Origin of the sequence: Solwaraspora sp. WMMA2059 (assembly GCF_027497315.1) — a bacterium.
In the GTDB taxonomy this organism is placed as follows: domain Bacteria; phylum Actinomycetota; class Actinomycetes; order Mycobacteriales; family Micromonosporaceae; genus Micromonospora_E.
This window is the reverse complement of the sequence record NZ_CP114908.1, coordinates 5698749-5720526: the sequence shown is the minus strand read 5'-3', so window position 1 is coordinate 5720526 and position 21778 is coordinate 5698749. Positions and strand designations below refer to the sequence as shown.

General features: G+C 70.6%; 24 protein-coding genes. 18 read left to right on the top strand and 6 right to left on the bottom strand.

Annotated elements, in window-relative coordinates; genetic code table 11:
• The first annotated feature begins 32 nt into the window (after nucleotides 1-32).
• The 7 genes from O7553_RS26310 to O7553_RS26280 all read left to right on the top strand — a co-directional run bounded on the left by O7553_RS26310 (nucleotide 33) and on the right by O7553_RS26280 (nucleotide 6937).
• Nucleotides 33-1010 (top strand): GDP-mannose 4,6-dehydratase, encoded by a 978-nt coding sequence (locus O7553_RS26310; RefSeq protein ID WP_281552263.1) that lies wholly within the window; start codon nucleotides 33-35, stop codon nucleotides 1008-1010.
• Between the two features lie 64 nt (nucleotides 1011-1074).
• Nucleotides 1075-2256, top strand: a complete 1182-nt coding sequence (locus O7553_RS26305) for an LCP family protein (protein ID WP_281552262.1) — start codon at nucleotides 1075-1077, stop codon at nucleotides 2254-2256.
• 152 nt (nucleotides 2257-2408) lie between these two features.
• Nucleotides 2409-3629, top strand: a complete 1221-nt coding sequence (locus O7553_RS26300; RefSeq protein ID WP_281552261.1) for an LCP family protein — start codon at nucleotides 2409-2411, stop codon at nucleotides 3627-3629.
• A gap of 32 nt (nucleotides 3630-3661) precedes the next feature.
• Nucleotides 3662-3997 carry a rhodanese-like domain-containing protein gene (locus O7553_RS26295; RefSeq protein WP_281552260.1) on the top strand — a complete coding sequence of 112 codons (336 nt, stop codon included), beginning with the start codon at nucleotides 3662-3664 and terminating at the stop codon, nucleotides 3995-3997.
• Nucleotides 3998-4075: 78 nt separating this feature from the next.
• Nucleotides 4076-5536: a PAS domain-containing sensor histidine kinase gene (locus O7553_RS26290; protein WP_281552259.1), complete on the top strand. Its 1461-nt coding sequence runs from the start codon at nucleotides 4076-4078 to the stop codon at nucleotides 5534-5536.
• An 11-nt stretch (nucleotides 5537-5547) separates the two neighbouring features.
• The gene (locus tag O7553_RS26285; protein WP_281552258.1) at nucleotides 5548-5973 is read left to right on the top strand and encodes an ATP-binding protein; all 426 of its coding nucleotides are present in this window, start codon (nucleotides 5548-5550) and stop codon (nucleotides 5971-5973) included.
• Nucleotides 5974-6055: 82 nt separating this feature from the next.
• Nucleotides 6056-6937, top strand: coding sequence for a DUF5926 family protein (locus O7553_RS26280; protein ID WP_281552257.1), 882 nt, complete (start codon nucleotides 6056-6058; stop codon nucleotides 6935-6937).
• A gap of 12 nt (nucleotides 6938-6949) precedes the next feature.
• Here O7553_RS26280 and O7553_RS26275 read toward each other — a convergent pair whose 3' ends face one another.
• Nucleotides 6950-8161 (bottom strand): arginine deiminase, encoded by a 1212-nt coding sequence (locus O7553_RS26275; protein ID WP_281552256.1) that lies wholly within the window; start codon nucleotides 8159-8161, stop codon nucleotides 6950-6952.
• Nucleotides 8162-8327: 166 nt separating this feature from the next.
• Between O7553_RS26275 and O7553_RS26270 the strand changes: the two genes are divergently transcribed.
• The 5 genes from O7553_RS26270 to pheA all read left to right on the top strand — a co-directional run bounded on the left by O7553_RS26270 (nucleotide 8328) and on the right by pheA (nucleotide 11757).
• Complete coding sequence (locus O7553_RS26270) at nucleotides 8328-9080, top strand: hypothetical protein (protein ID WP_281552255.1); 753 nt, start codon at nucleotides 8328-8330, stop codon at nucleotides 9078-9080.
• A 179-nt stretch (nucleotides 9081-9259) separates the two neighbouring features.
• Nucleotides 9260-9742 carry a hypothetical protein gene (locus O7553_RS26265; RefSeq protein ID WP_281552254.1) on the top strand — a complete coding sequence of 161 codons (483 nt, stop codon included), beginning with the start codon at nucleotides 9260-9262 and terminating at the stop codon, nucleotides 9740-9742.
• Between the two features lie 39 nt (nucleotides 9743-9781).
• Nucleotides 9782-10180 carry an ACT domain-containing protein gene (locus tag O7553_RS26260; protein ID WP_281552253.1) on the top strand — a complete coding sequence of 133 codons (399 nt, stop codon included), beginning with the start codon at nucleotides 9782-9784 and terminating at the stop codon, nucleotides 10178-10180.
• A 4-nt stretch (nucleotides 10181-10184) separates the two neighbouring features.
• A complete protein-coding gene (locus O7553_RS26255; RefSeq protein WP_348650031.1) occupies nucleotides 10185-10790 on the top strand; it encodes a hypothetical protein in 606 nt (201 codons plus the stop codon).
• Nucleotides 10791-10800: 10 nt separating this feature from the next.
• Complete coding sequence (gene pheA / locus O7553_RS26250; RefSeq protein WP_281552252.1) at nucleotides 10801-11757, top strand: prephenate dehydratase; 957 nt, start codon at nucleotides 10801-10803, stop codon at nucleotides 11755-11757.
• Between the two features lie 64 nt (nucleotides 11758-11821).
• Here the strand turns inward: pheA and O7553_RS26245 are convergent, their stop codons facing one another.
• The 3 genes from O7553_RS26245 to O7553_RS26235 form a co-directional block, all read right to left on the bottom strand.
• A complete protein-coding gene (locus O7553_RS26245; protein ID WP_281552251.1) occupies nucleotides 11822-12514 on the bottom strand; it encodes an AIM24 family protein in 693 nt (230 codons plus the stop codon).
• 83 nt (nucleotides 12515-12597) lie between these two features.
• The gene (locus O7553_RS26240; protein ID WP_281552250.1) at nucleotides 12598-12951 is read right to left on the bottom strand and encodes a metallopeptidase family protein; all 354 of its coding nucleotides are present in this window, start codon (nucleotides 12949-12951) and stop codon (nucleotides 12598-12600) included.
• 175 nt (nucleotides 12952-13126) lie between these two features.
• A complete protein-coding gene (locus tag O7553_RS26235) occupies nucleotides 13127-13558 on the bottom strand; it encodes an OsmC family protein (protein WP_123606752.1) in 432 nt (143 codons plus the stop codon).
• Nucleotides 13559-13633: 75 nt separating this feature from the next.
• Between O7553_RS26235 and O7553_RS26230 the strand changes: the two genes are divergently transcribed.
• From O7553_RS26230 to O7553_RS26205, 6 genes are all read left to right on the top strand, one after another.
• Nucleotides 13634-14539 (top strand): hypothetical protein, encoded by a 906-nt coding sequence (locus tag O7553_RS26230; RefSeq protein ID WP_281552249.1) that lies wholly within the window; start codon nucleotides 13634-13636, stop codon nucleotides 14537-14539.
• Between the two features lie 72 nt (nucleotides 14540-14611).
• Nucleotides 14612-15877: a serine--tRNA ligase gene (serS, locus tag O7553_RS26225; RefSeq protein ID WP_281552248.1), complete on the top strand. Its 1266-nt coding sequence runs from the start codon at nucleotides 14612-14614 to the stop codon at nucleotides 15875-15877.
• Nucleotides 15874-16761 carry an alpha/beta hydrolase-fold protein gene (locus tag O7553_RS26220; RefSeq protein ID WP_281555760.1) on the top strand — a complete coding sequence of 296 codons (888 nt, stop codon included), beginning with the start codon at nucleotides 15874-15876 and terminating at the stop codon, nucleotides 16759-16761. The genes serS and O7553_RS26220 overlap by 4 nt, the downstream gene beginning before the upstream one ends.
• Nucleotides 16762-16765: 4 nt before the next feature.
• Entirely contained in the window at nucleotides 16766-17059 is a 294-nt protein-coding gene (locus O7553_RS26215) for a hypothetical protein (protein ID WP_281552247.1), read from the top strand.
• A 365-nt stretch (nucleotides 17060-17424) separates the two neighbouring features.
• Nucleotides 17425-18303: a glycosyltransferase family 2 protein gene (locus tag O7553_RS26210; protein WP_281552246.1), complete on the top strand. Its 879-nt coding sequence runs from the start codon at nucleotides 17425-17427 to the stop codon at nucleotides 18301-18303.
• Nucleotides 18300-19868 (top strand): hypothetical protein, encoded by a 1569-nt coding sequence (locus tag O7553_RS26205; RefSeq protein ID WP_281552245.1) that lies wholly within the window; start codon nucleotides 18300-18302, stop codon nucleotides 19866-19868. The genes O7553_RS26210 and O7553_RS26205 overlap by 4 nt, the downstream gene beginning before the upstream one ends.
• 24 nt (nucleotides 19869-19892) lie before the next feature.
• Here O7553_RS26205 and O7553_RS26200 read toward each other — a convergent pair whose 3' ends face one another.
• Nucleotides 19893-20642, bottom strand: a complete 750-nt coding sequence (locus O7553_RS26200) for a methyltransferase domain-containing protein (RefSeq protein WP_281552244.1) — start codon at nucleotides 20640-20642, stop codon at nucleotides 19893-19895.
• Complete coding sequence (locus O7553_RS26195; RefSeq protein ID WP_281552243.1) at nucleotides 20639-21775, bottom strand: glycosyltransferase; 1137 nt, start codon at nucleotides 21773-21775, stop codon at nucleotides 20639-20641. The genes O7553_RS26200 and O7553_RS26195 overlap by 4 nt, the downstream gene beginning before the upstream one ends.
• Nucleotides 21776-21778: the final 3 nt, after the last annotated feature.

The window sequence follows — 21778 nt, the reverse complement described above, 5'->3', positions numbered from 1 at the left end:
CCGGCCGGGGCACTACCACTAGGCTCGGGGGCATGCTGCCTGTTCCCCGATTCGGCGACGGCCACCGAGTGCTGGTCACCGGAGGTGCCGGTTTCGTCGGAAGCCACCTCGTCGACCGGTTGGTCGGGCGTGGTTGTGCGGTGGTGGCGGTGGACAACTTCGTCACCGGATCCAAGGAGAACGTCGCCCACCTCACCGACGAACCCCGGTTCACCCTCGTCGAGGCGGACATTTCGGATGGGTTGCCGGATCATCACCCAGCGGTCCGTCAGCGGTTCGACGCGATCATGCACCTTGCCTCGCCGGCCAGCCCGACGGACTTCGCGACCCTGCCGATCGAGATCCTCCGGGTCGGCTCTCTCGCCACGTTGCATCTGCTGGACCGGGCGGTCGCCGACCAGGCCCGGTTCATCATGGCGTCGACCTCCGAGGCGTACGGTGACCCGTTGGTGCACCCGCAACCGGAGACCTACTGGGGCAACGTCAACCCGATCGGGGTGCGCAGCGTCTACGACGAGGCCAAGCGGTTCGCCGAATCGTCGACGATGGCGTACCACCGGTACCGCGGCCTGGACGCCGGCATCGTGCGAATCTTCAACACGTACGGGCCCCGGATGCGGCCGGACGACGGCCGGGCCATCCCCACCTTCATCAGCCAGGCGTTGCGCGGCGAGCCGATCACCGTGCACGGTACCGGCACGCAGACCAGGTCGATCTGCTACGTGGCGGACCTGGTGACCGGGATCGTCGCGCTGCTCGACTCCACCGAGACCGGTCCGATCAACTGCGGCACCGAGCATGAGCTGACCATGCGGGAGCTGGCCGAGCAGATCGTCCAGCTGGTGGGCAGCTCGTCGACGATCAACCTGGTCGCCCGCTCCTCGGACGACCCGGAGATGCGCCGTCCTGACCTGACCCTGGCCCGTACCAGGCTCGGCTACCAGCCGACGGTGGACCCGCAGGACGGGCTGCGCCGCACCATCGCCTACTTCCGCCAGCGACTCGGCTGATCGGCGGCGTCGGTCCGGGAGTCGAGTCGTCGGCGGGCGAGCGCCCGGTACGTACGCTGGAGGCATGTCAGCCAGCAACCAACACGGTGACCGGTCAGTCAGCAGCCGCCACGGTGGCCGGACGGTCCCCGGCCGGACGACCGGTCCGGCCGGCACCGCCTACGGGTCCTCGACAGGCCGGGCGCAGGTGCCGGTCGGCGGTCGTGGCGGCAACCAGTACGGTGCCCCGCCGCGCCGGTCGCGGCCCCGTTGGGGGCGCATCGCCCTGGTCGGCGGGGTGGCGTTGGTGGTGCTGGCCCTGTTCGCCAGCGGCGGGCTCTGGGCGTACGCCCGTGGGCTGGACCAGGACCTGGGGCGGACCGATCCGTTCTCGCAGATCACGCAGGGGCGGCCGCCGGCTGCGGTGGACGGCGCGCTGAACATCCTGCTGATCGGCACCGACTCACGGGATCCGGACGCCCCGGTCGACCAGGCCGGCAAGTGGCGGGCGGACACGATCATCGTGATGCACATTCCGTCGTCACACGACCGCGCCTATCTGGTGTCGATCCCGCGTGACCTGTACGTGCCGATTCCGTCGGACGCCGCCGCGGCCTGCGAGACCGGCGAGCGGGCCAAGATCAACGCTGCGTTCGCCTGGGGCGGCATGCCGCTGGCGGTACGGACCGTGGAGTGCTTCACCGACGTGCGGATCAATCATGTGATGGCGATCGACTTCGCCGGTTTCGTCGAGGTCACCGACGCGCTCGGCGGGGTCGACCTGACCGTCGAGCAGGACACGACGTCGATCCACAAGCCGTACCGTCAGTTCAGCGAGGGCGTCAATCACATGAACGGTGCCGAGGCGCTGGACTGGATTCGCCAACGCAAACAGTTTCCGGACGGTGACTTTGCGCGTATGCGTCACCAGCAGGAGTTCCTGCGCGCACTGATGGACAAGGCTGTGAGTTCGGGCACACTGTCGAACCCGGTCAAACTGAATGCGTTTCTCAAGGCGACGACCCAGGCGGTAACGGTCGACCAGGGCTTCTCCCTGGTCGACATGGCACTGCAGTTCCGCAAGCTACGGGGGGAGAACCTGCACTTCCTGACCAGCCCGCACAACGGCAGCGAGACGATCAACGGCGAATCGGTGGTCGTCTCCGACCGGGAGCAGGCATTGTCGATGTACCAGGCGATGGCGGCCGATCGGATGACCGCCTGGGTGCAGGCCAATGTCACGCCAAGCCCGGGTGCAAGCGACTGACGGCCCGGGGTCGGTGACTGAGTGGACATCGTTGGTCGTCAGCCGGTGACTGGCCAATACGACACAAATTTGAAACCCGAGCAGGGTCGATAAATCGACCAAGTTTCCGTACAGTGGGCTCGCCCTATTGTCTACGCCCCCCAGGAGCAGGCATGCCGGTCCAGACCCGTCGACGTTCGACGTCGACCGAGTCGGGGAACCCGCTCGCCGCCCGTGGCTCGGCCGGGCGTCGGTCGAGCGGCCGGTCGGGTCCGGGCTCCGGCCGCAGCGGCTCTGGCCGGCGGCCCCGCCGCAAGGACCCGATCTGGGCCCGCACCATGGTCGTGCTGGGCGCACTGCTGATGATGCTCAGCGGCACCACGATCGTCGGCAGCAAGTGGCTGATCGCCCAGGCGACCAGTGGGATCGAGCAGTCGAACCTGCTCGGCGTCGCCGGCAAGACCGACGCCGAGGGCGGTGACAGCCTCGAGGGCCCGATCGACATGTTGCTGCTCGGCATCGACCACCGGGGCAGCTGGGCAGAGTCGGACACCCGGGCCGACACGATCATCATCCTGCACATTCCCGCCACCCACGACCAGGCGTACCTGATCTCCGTCCCCCGGGACACCGAGGTCGAGATCCCGCCGTTCGACAAGAGCGGGTGGCCGGGTGGGGTCGGCAAGGCGACCGAGGCGTTCTTCCACGGCGCGCAGAACGGCGCCGGGCACGCCGGTGGCGCCCAGCTGATGGCGGAGACGATCAAGAACCTCACCGGGGTCAGTTTCGACGGCGCCGCGATCATCAACTTCAGCGGCTTCAAGTCGGTCATCGACAGCCTCGGCAGCGTCCGGCTCTGCGTCGACGAGGACACCCCGTCGATCCACATGACCCTGGTCGACGGCCAGCCGATGTGGAACTCCGACGCTGCCAAGGTCAGCGGGGAGAAGCAGCAGGTCGTGCACAAGAAGGGCTGCCGCGAGATGCAGGGCTGGGAGGCGCTGGACTTCTCCCGGCAGCGGTACGGGCTGGACAACGGCGACTACGACCGGCAGAAGAACCAGCAGAAGCTGATCAAGGCCATGGCCAAGAAGGCGATGGCCAGCGGGGTGATGACCAACCCGCTCAAGCTCAACGAGCTGATTGACGCGGCCGGCAAGGCGTTCGTGCTGGACACCGGCAAGGTGGCGCTGCCGGACTTCGTCTTCACCCTGCGTGGGGTGGCCGCCAACGACCTGGTCATGCTGCGGACCAACGGCGGCAGCTTCAACGGCAACAGCGCCGGCCGGGAGAACATCGATCCGCTCAGCCAGGACATGTTCCAGGCGGTCAAGAACGACAATCTCGCCGAGTTCATCCTCGCCAACCCGACAGTGCTGGCCGGCCAGGAATAGCCGGAAGCCGGCTGTCCCATAGGCTGTTCGGCATGCATGGATCACCGATCCCCACCGTCGACGTCCCCGACGTCTCCGCCGACGCGTACCTGCTCGACGTGCGCGAGCCCGAGGAATGGTCCGCCGGGCACGCGCCGGGCGCCCACCACCTGCCGATGATGGAGATCCCGCACCGGTTGGCCGACATCCCGAAGGAGGGCGACGTGGTGGTGGTGTGCCGGTCCGGCGGCCGGTCCGGGCAGGTCGTCGCCTACCTCAACCAGCACGGCTGGGACAACGTCCGTAACCTCGCCGGCGGAATGCAGGACTGGGCGGCGCACTCCCGGGCGATGGTGAGCGAGTCCGGCGAACCGCCCCGGGTGCTCTGACCGGCGGCCCGACGCGAGTTGCCCGGCACCGGCGGCCCGGCACTGCCCAAATCCGCCAGCACCGGGCAGACTCGAAGCATGCCGGAACGCCCCGACTATCCGAGTCTGATCGCTGGACACACCGTCGTCCTCGACATGATCAACAGCGGTGAGTCGGGGCTGCCGATCCTGCACCACCTGCTGCGGCTCGCGCAGCGTGCACTCGGCGCCGCCGGGACCTCGTTTGCCGAGTACGGGCCACGCAGGGGACGGATCATCGCCGCCACCGGCGCCGCCGAGTGGTCGGTCGGCCGTCCCGTCGACCTCGACGAACCCACCACCGCCCGGCTGCTCACCGGACCGCGGACCGTCGAGTTCCCGGTGACGGCGCTCACCGCTGCCCTGGCCGACCAGATCGCCGGCCGAGGACTGCACCGGATGCTGATCGCGCGCGCCGAGATCGGCGGGGTGCTGATCGGCAGCCTGCACGCCTACTACCCGGATCCGGACCGCAGCGCCGGCCCTGACCATCACACGCTGATCGCCTACCTGGCGTCCTGCATCGCCCACCTGTACGGCGACCAGACCGGGCTGCCGGTGCACGGCGACGGGCCGGTGGTCGCCGCGCTCGCCGACGGACTGGCCATCGTCGACGACGAGTCCTGCGTACGGCTGTGGAACCCGGCGGCGGAGCGGCTCACCGGCAGCACCGCACAGGACCGGCTGCACCGACCGATCCCGTTCCCGGTGCCACCCCCCGGACAGGTCGTGGACCATCAGCTGCCGGACGGCCGGTGGCTGCGGATCACCTCCGGGGAGCTACCGGGCTTCGTCGCCTCCCGGGTGGTCACCTTCCGGGACATCACCGACCAGCACCACCGCGACCACGACGTCGACCTGTTCATCGCGGTCACCAGCCACGAGCTGCGCACCCCGGTCACCGTGATCAAAGGGTACGCGGAGACCCTCAGCGACCACTGGGAGTCGTTGACCGACCGGGACCGACGGGAGGCCGCCCGGGTGCTGGGGCAGCGGGCCACCGAACTGGCCCGACTGGTCGACCGGCTGCTCTCCGCCGCCAATGACTCGGGACCGGCGGTCGGCGCGCCGTCCGCCCCGTTCGATCTGGTCGAGACGCTACGGGCCGCTGTCGAGAATCTGCCCGCCGGACTGCGTCAGCGGCTCACCGTCGAGCTGCCAGACGACCTGCCGAAAGCGGCCGGAGACCGGGCGAGCCTGACCACCGTACTCACCGAACTTGCCACCAACGCCGACAAGTACTCGCCATCGGGCAGCCCGATCGAGGTCACCGCCATCGCCGACGAACGCTCGGTGGCCTTGCGGATTAGTGATCGCGGCATCGGGGTACGTCCGGAACACGTGGAACGAGCGTTCGACCGGTTCTGGCAGGGCGAATCGGGCGACCAGCGCCGTTACCCCGGTGCCGGACTCGGCCTCTACCTGGTCCGACAGATTGTCGAGCGCCAGCACGGTTGGGTGTCCCTGCGGCCCCGTGACGGCGGGGGTACGGTCGCCGAGGTGCGGCTGCCCCGCAGCTGAGAGGAGGCGGCGTGACCTCGGCACTGGCGGGACGGGCATGGAGCGTGCTGGTACCGCACCATGCCAGCGGCGCCCGGTTCGCCCGTCACCAGCTCGCCCGGACGTTGGCCGACAGGATTTGCCCCGACTTCCTGTCCGACGTGATGACGGTCGTGGCCGAACTCGTCGGCAACGCCGTACGGCACGCCCGGCCGCTGCCGGACGGGATGATCCGGGTGACCTGGCAGCTGACCCCGCGCCGGCACAGCCGCACGGTCCTGCTGCGGGTGACCGACGGCGGGTCCGGGGACGTGCCGCAGGTCCGGACCGCCCCGTCGGACGCGCCCAACGGCCGCGGCCTGGGCATCGTCGTCGCCCTGGCTCGCCGGTGGGGGGTCGAGCCCGCAGGCTCCGGCCGCTGCGTCTGGGCCGAGATCGGCGAGCCGGAATCCGGCTGAGCCGAGCCGGCACCGGGTCGCGCCCCACCTGGACCCGGGCGGATCCCTCGGCGGCGGGCCGGTTCCTCTAGGCTGTCTGGCCGTGGGCAAGCGCCGAAAGCAGGACCGGGCCGCCAGCGGCGGCAAGCGGGAGAAGATCCGCGACGTATTCGTGCCCCGGCCGTTCGCCGGGCTGGCCGACGAGCCGGACTGGGTCGCGCTGCGCGAGCTCGTCCCGGCGGCCACCGCGCCGCTGACCCTCGAACCCGAGCTGGCCGGCAAGTACGCCGACCGGACGGTGACGCTGGCCACCGTACTGCCGATGGCGGCCCCGGCTGTCGTGCGGGCCGACGGCCAGATCATGATCGGGCTTCAGCGGCACGCCCAGTCCGGGGACGTCTCCCGCGACCTGGCGGCGGCGCTGCTGGCCGCGCTGGAGACCGAGCCGGGCGACACGGTCCCGGTGCCGCCGCTGCCCGGCCCCGGCCCCCGGCTGCAGGACGTGCTCGCCGACGGGGCGCTGACGGTCCAGGTGCACGACAGCTTCGCGTTCTGGGTGGAGCCCGAAGCGGCCGCCAACCCGGCGGTGCAGGCCTCCCTGGAGCGGGCCGACGCGTCCATCTATCCGACGACCCGGATGGCGGCGGCGCCCGCCGCGTACTGGTGCCGGGTGGGGGAGCGGGCGCACGTGCGCTGGGTGCTGCCCGGTGACGAGGACCGGACGCTGGACACGCTGGCCCGGCTGAGCGCCGCCGGTGACCTGCCGATGGGTCCGCAGACCCGGTTCGCCGGCATGTTCCGGGCCCACGGGCTGCTGGTGCCGGTGTGGGACCTGCCGTCCGGGCCGGAGGCCGCCGAGTGGGAGCAGCCGTTGGCCGAGTTCGCCGAGCGGCTCGCGGCGGCGGCCGGCGTCACCGATCCGCTCGACGCGGCCGCCCGCCGGTCCCGGCAGGGCCTGCTGGGCCGGCAGCTCACGCTGCGCTGACCCGGCGGCCGGTCACTCGGGCCGGAGCGGATCGCGGACCAGCGGTGCCGACATGCACCGTGGACCGCCCCGGCCGGACCCGAGCTCGGCGCCGGGGATCGTCACCACCTCGATCCCGGCCCGGCGCAGCTGCGAGTTGGTCGCCGTGTTCCGCTCGTACGCCACACACACCCCCGGGGCCAGCGCCAGGGTGTTGTTTCCGTCGTCCCACTGCTCCCGTTCCGCGGTGACCGGGTCCAGCCCGGTGCCGACCAGCCGGAGCCGGTCGACGTCCATCGCGTCGGCGGCGGCCCGCAGGAACGGCGCGGGTCCGGCGACCTGCAGGTCGCCCGAGGCGGTACGGATCACCGTGTACGCGGCGAGCTCCTCGGCCATCGGCGGGTACATCAGCACCGCGTCCACGTCGACCAGCGTGCAGATGGTGTCCAGGTGCATGGTCGCCCGCCGTTGGGTGATCGGCACCACCAGGACGGTGTGGGCCAGCCCGTCGCCGAGCACCCGCCGGGCCAGCCGCTCCACCCCGGCGGGTGTGGTCCGTTCGCCGACGCCGACGGCCAGTACGCCAGGGGCGAGCAGCAGCACGTCTCCGCCTTCGACGTGTTCCTGGTCGGGCCGGTGGATCAGCTCGGTCCCGGCGAACCGGGGGTGGTGCCGGTAGATCAGGTCGGTGAGCCGGCCCTCCCGGCGGCGGGCGCGCATCGCCAGGCTGGTCACCGCGACCCGGTCGCGGATCCAGACCGATGAATCCCGGGTGAACAGCAGATTGGGCAGCGGGTCGATGATGAAGTCGTGCTCGCGCAGCAGGGCATGCACCAGCCCGGCCGGCCGGTCGTCGCGGCGGGGCAGTTCGCCACGGGCCAGGCCGGCGACGAGCACCCGGGCCAGCCCGGCCGGGTCGAGGTAGGCGAGCTGCTCGGCGACCCGGTCGCGCAGGGTCTCACCCAGCCGGCGGCCGGCCAGTACGGTCGCCACCGCCTCGGCGCGGGCCGGGCTGGCGGCGAGCGTCTCGGCGAGCAGTTGTTCCAGGTAGAGCACCTCGACGCCGCGCTCGCGCAGCACGGCGGCGAACGCGTCGTGTTCGGCCTGGGCGCCGGCGACCCAGGGGATCGCGTCGAAGAGCAGGGCCCCGCTGTTGCGGGGGGTCAGCCGGGCCAGTTCGTTGCCCGGACGGTGCAGCATGACCACCCGGAGGTGGCCAACCTCACTGTCGACGTAGTGCGTCACACTCGCAGCCTATGGCAGTCGTTTGGCACCATCTGTTGAAAGAGTCGTGGGGTGAATAGGGCATTCATCCCTACTCACTCCGGCCTGGCGTCTTGCTTCAGTACCGGTGTCGCCACGTACGGTAGTTGGTAGTCCATCGTCCAGGGGACCTTTGCCGGAGGTCGTGATGACTGTCTTCCATGAGCGCCGCGTGCTGCCCGCCCAACGGGCGCTGCCCCACCGAGCGGACGAACGGGCCATGGAGGAGTCCCCACCTGGCACGCTGGAGGCGATCCGGCCGTCGCCGATGGAGTGGGCCCGACGCCGTCGGGCCGAGCGCGGCGCCAAGCGGATCGAGGCGGCCGGCGCCCGCGCGCTGAACCGTTTGGACCAGCTCGGCCCGTCCTGGCACGTGGTGCACTGGCCGCGTACCGACAGCCCGGACCGGATGCTCGGGCTGGAGACCGCCGGCCGCGAGGAGCGCGCCGGGTTCCTGGCCATCGGGCCCAGCGGACTCTTCGCGGTCACCGTCGTCGACCACGGCCGCAGTCGGGTCCTGGTCGCCGGTGACGTGGTGCAGATCAACGGCAAGCGACCGACGTACGTCGCCGAGGCCCGCCGGGATGCCAAGCGGGCGAGCAAGGCGATGTCGGCCGCGGTCGGGCACACCATCCCGGTCGCCCCGGTGCTCACCTTCGTCGGTTCCGGGGTGATCAGCGTGTACGGGCTGCCCAAGGAGTGCATGGTCACCACCCACCGGGAGCTGGACCGGCTGCTAATCGCCGGAGGCACCCGGATCAGTTCGGCCACTGCCGAGAAGCTGTTCCAGGTGGCCCGGCATCCGGAGACCTGGCTGACCGCTCCGTTCCGCTCGGCGACCGACTACCGGTGGTACGGGGCCGGCCGTTCAGCCGCTGACAAGCCAACCAGCCGGCGGTAGCCTTCGGGGCGAAGGCGCTGACGACCTCTCTGTGGCGTACGTCCCGTTGCCGGCCAGCTTGTGACGACTGCACCCGCTATCCAGGTCCGTCCGATCCGGCGCCTGCTCGGCATCAGTCGACGGACCCGCCAGAGACCGGATAGCGTTGCTGTTGTCCGGTTGAGTCAGGGGAGGCGCGGGTGGCGCACGTCGAGCTCTCGATCTCGGAACCGCTGGTCCCCCAGGCCCGCGAGCCGATCGAGCCGATGCGCGTGGACAACTTCCAGCTGTGGGTGGCCACCGCCGCTACCGCGCTGGAACCGTGTCTCGTCCTGCGCCAGGATCTGACCGTCGCCGCGATCTCCCGGTCCTGCTGCGACCTGCTCGGCCTCGGCGAACCCGGCCAGATCGAAGGCCGGCCGCTGCTGGCCGGCCTGCGGCTGGTCGATTTCACCGCGCAACGCGGCGAGCTCGACGAGACCGAGGTGGACAAGATCCCGCCGCTGCTCGCGCTCAGCTCCGGGCGGCTCGCCCGCGGCCTGCTGCGAGTCGACAGTGACGCGGCCACCGCGCAGGGCGACGGCACCGTGGACGCGATCGCCACCCCGGTGTGGATCGGCAAGAAGGTGACCGGGTCGCTCACCTTCTTCGCCCCGATCACCACCGCGTACTCGGCCGGATGACCGGCCCGCCGGTCGACGCCTCTGCCGTACGCTGCCCTCATGCTCGACCTGGACCTGCTGCCAGCGGAGTACGCCGTCTGCCGCCTACCGGCCGGATCTTCGCTGCCGGCCGAGTTCCTGGCCGGCCCCACCGCCGGAGTCGTCTCGGTGACCTGGACCGAGGACGAGGTGTCGGTGATCTGCCGCACCGACCGGGTGCCGCCCGACGCCAAAGTCGAGACGCCATGGCGCTGCCTGCGGGTGGTCGGCCCGCTGGACCTCGCGCTGACCGGGGTCCTCGCGTCGCTCGCCGGCCCGCTGGCCGAAGCCCGGGTCAACATCGTGGCATTCTCGACCTTCGACACGGACTATCTGCTGGTGCCGACGGTCCGGCTGTCCGAAGCCCTGGCCACGCTGACCGGCAGCGGTCACCGGGTCGCCGGCGCAGCCGTACCATGAGCTGGTGCTGTCCGCACGTCAACGGTTTCGGACCGGCAGCCGGCACCCCGTCCGGCGCAGCCGGGCACCCGGTCGTGGACTGCTGCCGATCAGCGCGGCGCTGGTCGGCATATCGATACTCGCCGGTTGCGGTCGGCCGCCCGGGGTCGACGCTTCGACGGCGGACCCGGCGCCGGCGCCGGCACTGACCGGCCCACCGTCGAGCGCACCGCCAGGTACGCCCACACCGTCAGCGTCCGGTGTGCCGTCGGCCTCTCCGAGCCGTTCCGCGCCGGCAGACGGCTTCCCGGTGGCCGTCGCCGTCGACTGCGCCGGGCGGCCATCCGCCGCCCAGGTGGTGGCGCTGCTGCGCCGCACCGACGGGCTGCTACCGGCCGGCGTCCAGGTCAGTGTGCCGGTGGCACCCCGCTGCGCCGGCAGTTGGCAGTACACCGTGGTGCAGATCCCGTCCAGGGAGCCGTTGCAGGTGGTCACCGAAGGGTCGCCGACCTCGTTCACGTTGGTCACCGCCGGTACGGACGTCTGCGTCATCCCGGTCCGGGTCGGCGCGCCGGCCGGGATCCGTACGCTCGCCTGCGAGTCGGTGCCGATCCCGCCGACCACTCCGTAAGCTGGCCGGCATGTCCGTCCCCGCGCCGACCCGATTCGCCTTCCTCGGCCCCGAAGGCACCTTCGCTGAGCAGGCCCTGCTGACGATCCCGGCGGCCCGGCAGGGCGATCGGGTTGCGGCCCGCAGCGTGCCTGAGGCGCTCGACGCGGTCCGGGCCGGCAACGTCGACGCGGCCCTGGTGCCGTTGGAGAACTCGGTCGGCGGAGCGGTCGGCGTCACCTTCGACGAGTTGACCAACGGCCAGCCGCTGGTGATCACCCAGGAGGTGGTGCTGCCGGTCGACTTCGTGCTGGCCGCACCCGCCGGCACCTCGCTCGAGCGGGTCCGCACCGTCGCCGCCCACCCACAGGCGTCCACCCAGTGCCGGTCCTGGCTGCGCCGGCAGGTCCCGAACGCCGCCGTGGCCGACGTACTGTCCAACGGTGCGGCGGCCGTCGGTGCGGCGGCCGGTGAGTACGACGCGGCGATCTGCGCGCCGATCGGCGCCAGCGCCCACCGGCTGACCGTGCTGGCCGACAAGATCGCCGACCACGCCGACGCGGTGACCCGGTTCGTCCTGGTCCAGCGCCCCGGCCCGCCGCCGACCCCGACCGGCGACGACATCACCACCCTGGCGGTCTACATCGCCCACGACCGGGTCGGTGCCCTGCTCGCGGTGCTGATGGAGCTGGCCGTCCGCGAGGTCAACCTCACCCGGATCGAGTCCCGACCGACCGGGGAGGCGCTCGGCCGGTACGCCTTCTTTCTCGACTGCTCCGGGCACGTCGCCGACGACCGGCTCGGCGACGCGTTGCGCGGGCTCCGGCGGGTCTGTGCCGACGTGCGGTTCCTCGGCTCCTACCCACGGCACGACTGGCCGCCGGCGGCCGGCGGCCGCACCACGGGTGGGCCGGCCGGCCGGCACGACGACGAGTACGCGCAGGCAGCCGCCTGGCTGGCCCGGGTCCGCGCCGGCCAGCTGGACTGAGCCAGCCCGGATTGAGCCGCCCGGACCGAACCAGCCGGACCGAGCCGCCCGGACTGAGATCGGACTACTGGGGCATCTGGCCGGCGCCGCGCACCGGCGGCTCCTCGGACGGCTGGACGATCACAAATCCCTGGCCGGCGAAGCTCATCGTGAACGCCTCCCCGGTGCGCCGGCCCAGCAGCGTACCGATGCCCAACTGCTCGGCCCGGTGGTAGCCGGTCTGCAGGCCGGCCGACCAGCAGACGGCGGCCTGCGGGTCGACGTAGGTCGGCTGGTCGACGGAGAGCACGACCGGGGTGCCCTTGGTGGTGATGGCGAGCCGGCCCTGCCCGGTGAAGACACAGTTGAACAGGCCAGCGGAGGAGGCGAAGCCCATCCCCTGAACCATCCGGATGTCGTACTGCAGCGTGGAGTCGAAGGCCAGCACGCTGGAGCCGTTGATGGACAGCGCGTCGCCCGGCTCCAGGTCGATCAGGTGCACGTCGGCGGCCTCGTTGGCGAGGAACACGTCACCCTGGCCGGTCAGCTTCATCAGCGGTACGCCTTCGCCGGTGAGCTTCTGCTTGATGAAGTTGCCGAGACCGCCGGAGCCGAGTGCCTGGAACTGCACGTGGCCCTGGTAGGCGACCATCGAACCGGTCCGGGCCATCGCCTCGCCGTTGAGCTCGATCTTCAGCAGTTTGGAGTTCTGCAGCCGCAGCCCGGGCTGGGCGGACTCCTTCTCCAGGTGATCGGCGGAGAACAGGGCACTGCGCATGGGTTCCTCCTGGTCAGGTTGATCGACCGAAGGGTAGGTAACCCGCGCAACCGCACGTCATCGCCCGGCCGGACCATCCTTGGTCAACCCCAGCCCAGGTCGTGTAGCCGTTCGTCGTCGATGCCGAAATGATGGGCGATCTCGTGCACCACGGTGATCGCGATCTCGTCGACCACGTCGGCCTCGGTCGCGCAGATCCGCAGGATCGGGTGCCGGAAGATGAGAATCCGGTCCGGCAGTACGCCGGCGTAGTCCCAGCCCCGACTGGTGAGCGCGTGTCCCTCGTACAGACCGAGCAGCTCCGGCTCGCCCGGCGGGGTGTCGTCCTCGACCAGGATCACCACGTTGCTCATCAGCCGCAGCAGCTCCGCCGGTACCTCGTCCAGCGCCTCCCCGACCAGCTCCTCGAAGCGCTCGCGGCTCATGTCGACCGGCATCGGTCCATTCTGCCGCACCACCGGCTCCCCGAGGCGTTTCCGGGCCTGCTTGGGTATCGGTCACCGGGCTTGCTCCGGTATCGACCCCGGGCTTGTCCAGATATCGGCGAACGCGAAATCGTTCGACGGTGCCGGACAAGCCCAGGATCGTCAGGGTGGCGTCGTGGGCGGGCGGTCAGACGGAGAGGCTGGCGTTCAGGGTGATCTCGGCACCCGGCGACAGCAGGCGGGAGATCGGGCAGTTCGCCTTCGCCGCCTCGGCCAGCTTCTGGAAGGTCTCCGGGTCGACGCCGGGCACCTCGCCCACCGTCTCCAGGTCGATCCGGGTGACGGTCATCCCGGCGTCTGTCTTGTCCAGGTGCACACTTGCGGTGGTCTGCACCGACGTCGGGGTGAACCCGGCGTCCGCCAGACCCTTCGAGAACGCCATCGAGAAGCAGCCAGCGTGGGCGGCGCCGATCAGCTCCTCGGGGTTGGTGCCCTCGCCCTCCTCGAAGCGGGACCGGAACGAGTAGTTCCCTTCGTACCCGCCCTTCCCGGTGCGGATAGTGCCAGAACCCTCGGTCAGATTGCCCTGCCAGCGGGCAGATGCGGTACGGATAGGCATGGGCATGACGCTAGCTCACCTCGATGCCCGACGCGACGATGCCCGTGCAAGGTCACCGAGGAGGCTAGGACCCCGATGCCCGACGACGATAGCCGCCGCGGCGGCGCGGAACCCGTACCACCCCGGACCACGCCGGTGCCGCCGGCGGTCCGAACCACACCGGCTCCGGCACCGGCGTCCTCCGGCCCGCCGGCCGACCAGCCGGCGGTGCTCGAACTCGGCGGCGACGCCACCCCGCCGGTCGACGGCCCCGACCCGGGCTCCGGCTCCGGCCCCGGACGCTGGACGGCTGTCACCGACCGGCTGTCCGGCGCGACGGCCGCGACGGTCGACCGGGCCCGTACCGTGGCCGGGACCCGACTCGGCCCGGCCGGCCGCGGCAACCTGCCGAGCCTGCTGCTCGCCGCCGTCGGGGTGCTCGCCGCGGCCGGCTCGCTCAGCGGCGAATGGCTGGACTTCGAGATCCCCGGAATCGACGCCGGAAACGGCGGTTCCTACGCCGACACCGTGCTGCTCGCCGAACTCGGCACCTACGGCACCGGGTACCTGCTCGGCCTGCTGGCGTTGCTGGTCTGCACGGCACTGACACTGTTCGGCTCCCACCGGATCCGACCCGACGTACGGATCGCCGGGCTGACCACCGGTGCCGGGCTGCTCGCCCTGCTGGTCACGGTGATGCTGACCGGCGACCAGCTGATCCGTTCGGCGTTGCGGGTACCCGCCGAGGTGGAGGTGCAGGTGGCTGTCGGTACGGCGGTGACCGTCGGCCTGATCGGCGTCGGCGCGCTGCTGCTGGCGCTGTACCTGGCCGGGCGGACCACGACCGGCCGTGGCGGCACCGGAGGTGGCGGTGCGGTCGCCGACGGTGGTGCGGATCCCGGCCCGGAGCCGGGCGGGGGTGCACCCGCCGATCTGACGGTTGGGCCGACCGCACCGTTCGTCCGGCCGGACAACCCGCCGCATCAGACACCCCGCTGGTGAGGACGTCCCGCTGGTGAGCCGGCCGAAAACCTGCGCGCGGGCCGATACGGCGGGCCGGTATCGTTGACTCCCGTGATCGATCTCCGACTGCTCCGTGACGACCCGGACCTCTTCCGTGCCAGCCAGCGTGCCCGCGGCGAGTCCGAGTCCCGGGTGGACGATCTGATCGCCGCCGACGAGACCCGCCGCGCGGCGGTGCAGGCCTTCGAGGCGCTGCGCGCCGAGCAGAAGCAGCTCGGCAAGCGACTGCCCCGGGCGGACCCGGCCGAGAAGGCCGAGCTGCTGACCCGTACCAAGGAGTTGTCGGCCCAGGTGAAGGCGGCCGAGGCTGCCGCCACCGAGGCTGAGCAGGCGCTGCGCCGGGCGCAGTTGGCCTTCCCCAACCTGATCGAGGCCGGCGCGCCGGCCGGCGGCGAGGACGACTACGTCGTCCTGCGGGAGGTCGGTGAGCGCCCCGACATCGACAATCCCCGCGACCACCTGGCGCTCGGTGAGGCGCTCGGCGCGATCGACGTCGAACGTGGCGCGAAGGTCTCCGGCAGCCGCTTCTACTACCTGACCGGCGTCGGCGCGCTGCTGCAGCTCGGTCTGCTGCAGCTGGCCATCGCCCAGGCCGTCGAGTACGGCCTCACCCCGACGATCACCCCGGTGCTGGTCAAGCCGGAGTCGATGGAAGGCACCGGCTTCCTCGGCGAGCACGCCAGCGAGATCTACCGGCTGGAAGCCGACGACCTGTACCTGGTCGGCACCAGCGAGGTGCCGCTGGCGGCGTACCACTCGAACGAGATCCTGACCCTGGACGGCCCGACGCGCTACGCCGGCTGGTCGTCGTGCTTTCGGCGGGAAGCCGGCTCGTACGGCCGGGACGTGCGCGGCATCCTGCGGGTGCACCAGTTCGACAAGGTGGAGATGTTTTCCTTCTGCCCGCCGGAGCAGGCGCACGAGGAGCACCTGCGGCTGCTCGCCTGGGAAGAGGAGATGCTGGCGAAGGTGGAGATCCCGTACCGGGTGATCGACGTCGCCGCCGGTGACCTCGGCACCAGCGCAGCCCGCAAGTACGACTGCGAGGCGTGGGTGCCGTCGCAGGGCCGCTACCGCGAGGTCACCTCCACGTCGAACTGCACCACCTTCCAGGCCCGCCGGCTGAACATCCGCTACCGCGACACCGACGGCCGCACCCAGCCGGTGGCCACCCTCAACGGCACGCTCGCCACGACCCGGTGGCTGATCCCGATCCTGGAGAACCACCAGCAGCCGGACGGCTCGGTACGGGTACCGAAAGCGCTGCAGCCGTACCTCGGCGGCCGCGACGTCCTCGAACCCCTGGCCACCGCCTGAACACCGTGCAGGTGCCGTTCCGGCCGTTGCCGGTCGACCAGTCCGACGTCCGCTACCTGCACGGCCCCGACTCGCTACGCCAGCCCGGCGTGCCGGCCGGCCGGACCATCGAGTTCGACTGGGCGGACAGCGCCGTCTACCCGGGTACGTTCCGGAAGTTCTGGGTGCACCTGCCGGCGCGGTACGACCCGTCGCGCCCGGCTGCCCTGTTGGTGTTCCAGGACGGCTGGTGGAACCTGGACCCGGCCGGCGAGGTCCGTGGCAGCATCGTCCTGGACAACCTGATCCACTACGGCGACCTCCCGCCCACGGTCGGCCTCTTCGTCGACCCCGGAGCTCTGCCTGACGATGGTGCTGGCGTTGACGGTGCTGGTCCTGGCGCTGGCGGCGGTGGGCGCAGGCAGCGCAACGTCGAGTACGACGTTTTCGACGACCGCTACGCCAACCTGCTGTTGAACGAGATCGTCCCGCAGGTGACGGAGCGCTTTCCGATCACCGATGACCCGGAGCAGTGGGGGATCTGTGGCATCAGCAGCGGCGGGAACTGTGCCTTTACCGCTGCCTGGCTGCGCCCGGACAGGTTCCGCCGGGTGCTCTGCTGCCTGTCCAGCTTCGTCCAGATGCCCGGCGGCAACCCCTACCCCGAGCTCATCAGGGACACCCCGGGCAAGCCGTTGCGGATCTTCCTGCAGGCCGGGCACCGTGACCTGAATTGGAACGAGCCGGAGGACAACTGGCTCGCCAGCAACCTGCGCGTCGCGGCCGCGCTGGCGGAAGCGGGGTACGACTTCCGGCTCGTGCTCGGCGACGGCGGCCACCACCCGAACCACAGCGGCGTGCTGCTGCCGGACGCCCTGCGCTGGCTGTGGCGGGTCGATCCATGATCAGGTGAGGCTGACGCACGTTATTCTCGCGTTTGACGTGCGTCAGCCTCACCTCGACGCGTTCTCAGCTGACTTCGCCCTACTTAGGTTCAGCCACGAACACGCCGACGCCTCCCGACGGTCACCCGGCGCGGCGGCGGCCCGGACTCCGGCGAGGTCGCCGCCTTCCTCGAACGGGATCGCCCACGACCTCGGCACTCTGTACGCCGGACTCGACCGCACCTACGAACAGAACGACCGGATCAAGGACACGCTGCGCCGCTGGCAGTCCAGCCGGGCCACCGCAGCTGGCTCGTGAACGCGCCTGCGGAGAGGGAGCGCCCTACTTCGGTTCGACCGCTACCCGGTCGTCGGCGCGCCTTCGCCGACTGGACACCTGGGCGTTACCTGAATCTCATTCGGAGTGCACGCACACCATCCACCCTGGGTAGCCGCAGTCAGGTGCCCCACCTCGGCGAGGTGGCAAAAGGCAGGTCAGAGCAGGCCGGTCGGGTATCATGACGCATTGCGAAGCGGGAAGCACACTCCCGCCAATGTCGCTCCACGACCTCGGAGACTCGCATGACGGTGACGAGCCGGTTCGCACGGCCAGGAACGAGTGTTTGGCCGGTGACCGAGCCGAACGGCGAGGTCAGCCGTGGCAATTCCGGCCAGCCCCTCGACGTGACTATCGTACTTCCCTGCTACAACGAGCAAGACCACGTAATCCGGGAGATCGAACGGATCACAGATGCGATGGACAACAGTGGCTACGAGTACGAGCTGCTGGCCATCGACGACGCTTCCACCGACCATACCCTGCAGGTTCTGCAGGAAGCCCAGACGCGATTCCCGCATCTTCGGCTGATGCCGTTCCACCGCAACGGCGGCTCCGGCACCGCACGTCGGATCGGCAGCCAGCAGGCCCGTGGCGAGATCGTCGTATGGACCGACGCCGACATGACGTACCCCAACGAGCGGATCCCCGAACTGGTCCAGATGCTCGAAAAGGAACCCGCCATCGACCAGGTGGTCGGTGCCCGGACCAGCGAACAGGGCACGCACAAGGTGCTGCGGGTCCCGGCGAAGTGGCTCATCCGCAAGGTGGCGGAAGGATTGACCGGAACGTCGATTCCAGACCTCAACTCCGGTCTACGGGCGTTCCGGCGGCAGGTTGCCCTGCCGTATCTGCGTCTGCTGCCCCCCGGCTTCTCCTGCGTCACCACCATCACCATGGCGTTCCTGCACAACCAGCACGAGGTCCGGTACCTGCCGATCGACTACGCCAAGCGCTCCGGCTCGTCGAAGTTCCACTTCGTCAAGGACGCCTACCGCTACATCCTGCAGGTCCTACGGATGGTGATGTACTTCAACCCGCTCAAGGTGCTGATGCCGCCGGCCCTGTGGCTGCTCGCCCTCGGTATCGGCAAGGTGATCTACGACGTCGTGGCCAACCCGGTCAGGATCGCGACGAACACCATCATGATCGTGATGACCGCGCTGATCATCGGGGCGGTGGCGCTACTCGCCGACCTCATCGTGCGATCGCGGTCCGACGGATGACCTCGCCCGGTTCCAGTGCGGCCGACCAACTTGCCCACCCCGGTGAGCAGCCCGGGAACGGTTCCGACAAGCATCCGCCGGAGCAGTTGACCGGCCGGTCCGGTAGCCCGACGGAACCGGGCCCGGCCCCCACCGAGGGGGGAGCCACGGTCAAGCGGGTCGATCGGTGGGGTTGGTTCGGCGTCGCCGCGATCACCGCTGTGGTGGCGGCGACCTGGATACCGCAGCTGGCGCTGCCGTTCGGCGACAACCACGTTGGGCGGATCTTCGCCCGGCACGGGCTGCACCTGCGCAATCTGCAGGAAAAGGGCCTGGTTGGCTCGTCGTTCAGCGCCGACTGGTCGCCGTACAGCGACCAGGCGTACGCACATCATCCGCCGCTGCTGAACATGCTCGACGCCACCTTCGGTCTGTTGCCGGGTAGTGGCGCGTACGAGATCCTGATCGGCCCGTTCCTGCTTGGCCTCCTGGTGGTGCCGGCCGCTGCGGCACTGCTCCGGGCATTTGCGATTGCCTGGATCCCCACCCTTGTCGCGGTCGGGACGATGGCGGCGACCGGGTTCTTCTGGTTGTACAGCCCGCTGATGTTCGACATGGGGCTGATCCTGGCCATGTCCGCCACCATCGTTGCACTACGCAAGCGTGCCGATCCACCGCGTTGGCTGGTGGTCTGTGCCTGTGTCACCGCGTTGCTCGCGACCCTGGCGTCCTGGCCAGGGATCGGCCTGGCGGCGGTTCTCGGCCTGTGGTTGTTTGCCGCCCGCCGGCTGGACCGGGTGACCGTCGCGGTCGGAGCCAGCATGGTGCTCGGCGTCCTGGTCAGCCTCGCCTTCATCGTCGGGGTCAGCGGTATGGAGGACCTGACCAGCCAGACCGAGTTCCGTACGGCTGGTGGGGGGTTCACCGCCCGACAGTTCCTGGTCCGCCAGCGCGACTACGCGACCGAGCTGCTGCCCACCTGGTACCTGGTGATTTTCCCGATCGCCGCCGTCGCCGGTCTGTTCGTCCGGCGGACCCGGTTCTACCTGCTGGTCACGCTCGCCTTCGTCGGGGCGTGGGTGATCGGGCTGAACAACGGGTCGTTCATCCACGACTACTGGGCCTACCCGGTGCTCATTCCCGGTGTGGTCGCGATGGGCGCCCTGTTCGATCTCATCGTGCGGCGTGTCCCGACGCTGGTGTCGGCGAGCGCCGGTATCGCGGCCGGGGTCGGCCTGTCGGTCGCCTTCGGGGCGATAGCTCTGGGGCCGACGGCCCGGGACTACGTCTACGAGCCAGCTGACGCCGGCCGGCTGGTCGACGCCTACGCCCCTGGTCCCCAGCAGCAGCGTGCCTGGGTGATGAACATCAGCACCCCCCGGTGGGTCGCCTACTACTGGGATCTGCCACCGGCGGTGATGAGTCCCGACGTGCTGTCGCAGGCACAACCGGATGATCTGATCCTCTTCCGCACCGACCTGCGTCAAGGATGGGTGCCGGAGTCGGTGCCGGTGGTCGACACCGAGGGCCGGTACGGCCTCTTGCGGGTCGCGGACATCCGATCGGCGCTGCCGGCCGTCGACTGATCCGACAGACGCCGGCACCTTAGATCAGGCTGAGACGGCGGGGCGGGTCGCCACGGCGACCAGCCCTGGCCCATGCCCCGGGCGCAGCCGCTGAACCGCCGCGAACGGCGCAACGGCGGCCCTGATCAGTGTTCCGGCCAGCGCTCCGCGTGGCTGGAAAAGCCGCCCCGAGGTGTGTGTCCGGTCCTGCGCGCTCTCCGCCGCGGTCGCGGTGCGCCGGGCAGCGAGTCGGTCGCGTACGATGTCAAGGATGTAGCCCAGCGGCCACGCGTAGTGGATGATCCTGATCTGCTCGGCACCGGCAGCGGTGAGGACCTCGTGCAACTGGTCGGCGGTGTACCGCCGGTAGTGCCCGGCCAACACATCGGACGGACCGAACCGGTGCGGATCGGCCGGCACCGACAGCAGCAGCTGCCGACCGGGACGGACCAACGGGAGCCAGGCCGCGAGCGCGGCGGCATCGTCCTCGATGTGCTCCAGCACCTCGAACGCACAGACCAGGTCGTACGTCGTGCCGGCCGGCGCCTTGCGGTGATCGCCGTGGATCACCGTTCCGCCATGCGGGGTGATCCGCTGGTGTGCCACGGCGAAGCTCTGATCGTCCGGCTCGACCGCAGTGTACGGCGCTGCGCCGGCCAGGTAGGTGCCGACGGCTCCGAGCCCGCAGCCCAGTTCCAGGATGTTCGTCGGCTGCAGGGCCGCGATCTGCCGGCGGACGATGTCCCAGCGCAGTGCCGCGCGCGGGGACAACGGTGGTCGGCCCGGAGCGCTCATCGGCCCGCCACCCTGTCGGCCGTCGTGAGGCTGCCGGCACGCTGCCGGACCGGCTCGGTCACCGCGGCAGCCTGGAAGCTCTCGTCGGCCCGGCGGCCGGCGGCCTGCTGCCATCGGCGCAGCGCAGGCCGGTCCGCGGCCAACGACCGAAGTTCGGCCGCGATCGCCGTCGAATCGCCAGGTGGCACCAGGATGGCCGCTTCGCCGAGCACCCGCCGCTGCGGCGCAGTGTCCGAGGTCAGTACGGCGCAGCCGGCGGCGGCCCCTTGGAAGACCTTGGTCGGCACGACGTTGAGGGCCTTGTCGGTGGTGCCGAAGATGCCCAGCGCCACATGGTGCCCGGCCACCAGGGCCGGAAGCTCGTCGGGGGTGGCCCAGTCGATCCAGGTAACCCGAGGGTTGCCGGCTGCGGCGGCGCGGCACTCGGCGTACTCCTGGCCGGTGCCGACCATGGTGACCTCGACCGACTCGTCCGCCGCGAGGTCGGCCAGAGCTGCCCCGAGCACCGCCGTGCCGTGCAGCGGGGTGTACAGACCGACGAAGATGGCCCGCAGCGGGCCGGACACCTCAGCGGCATCCGGCCGTCGGGCGGCGAACCACTCCCGTCCGGCGCCGACCAGCGCGACCACACCCTTGTCGGCTGCCGCAGGGGGCAGCGCAGCCGCGTGCTCGGTGGTGTCCACCACGACGAGGTCGGCGCTGCCGAGCGCGCCGTCGTCGATCGCACGCATCAACCGACCCTTGATCCCACCGCCGGTGGCGAGACCGCGGTCACGGGCCGTTCCAGCGGCCGAGACGAGATGGTCCAGCACGATCGGGGTACCGGGAAACAACCGGCGGGCCAGCCGTACGTCGAAGTGCCCCAGATACCCGACCAGAACCGCGTCGACCTTCCCGGGCCGGCGGAAGCGGCGGGCCCGCCAGGCCAGCGAAGCCCAGCAACGGGCCAGCTTGACCGCGAGCAGCGGCAGCCGCCAGGGTTGGCGCAGCATCGCGACCCGCCCGGCGGTGTCCAGCCCCAGCGGGGCGTTGAGCTCGATGACGGCGTCGCCGGCCGCTCGCAGACCTTCGATTAGCACGGCGACGCGGGGATGACGTTGGGCTTCGTAGGTCCCGAACACCAGCCAGCGCACGGG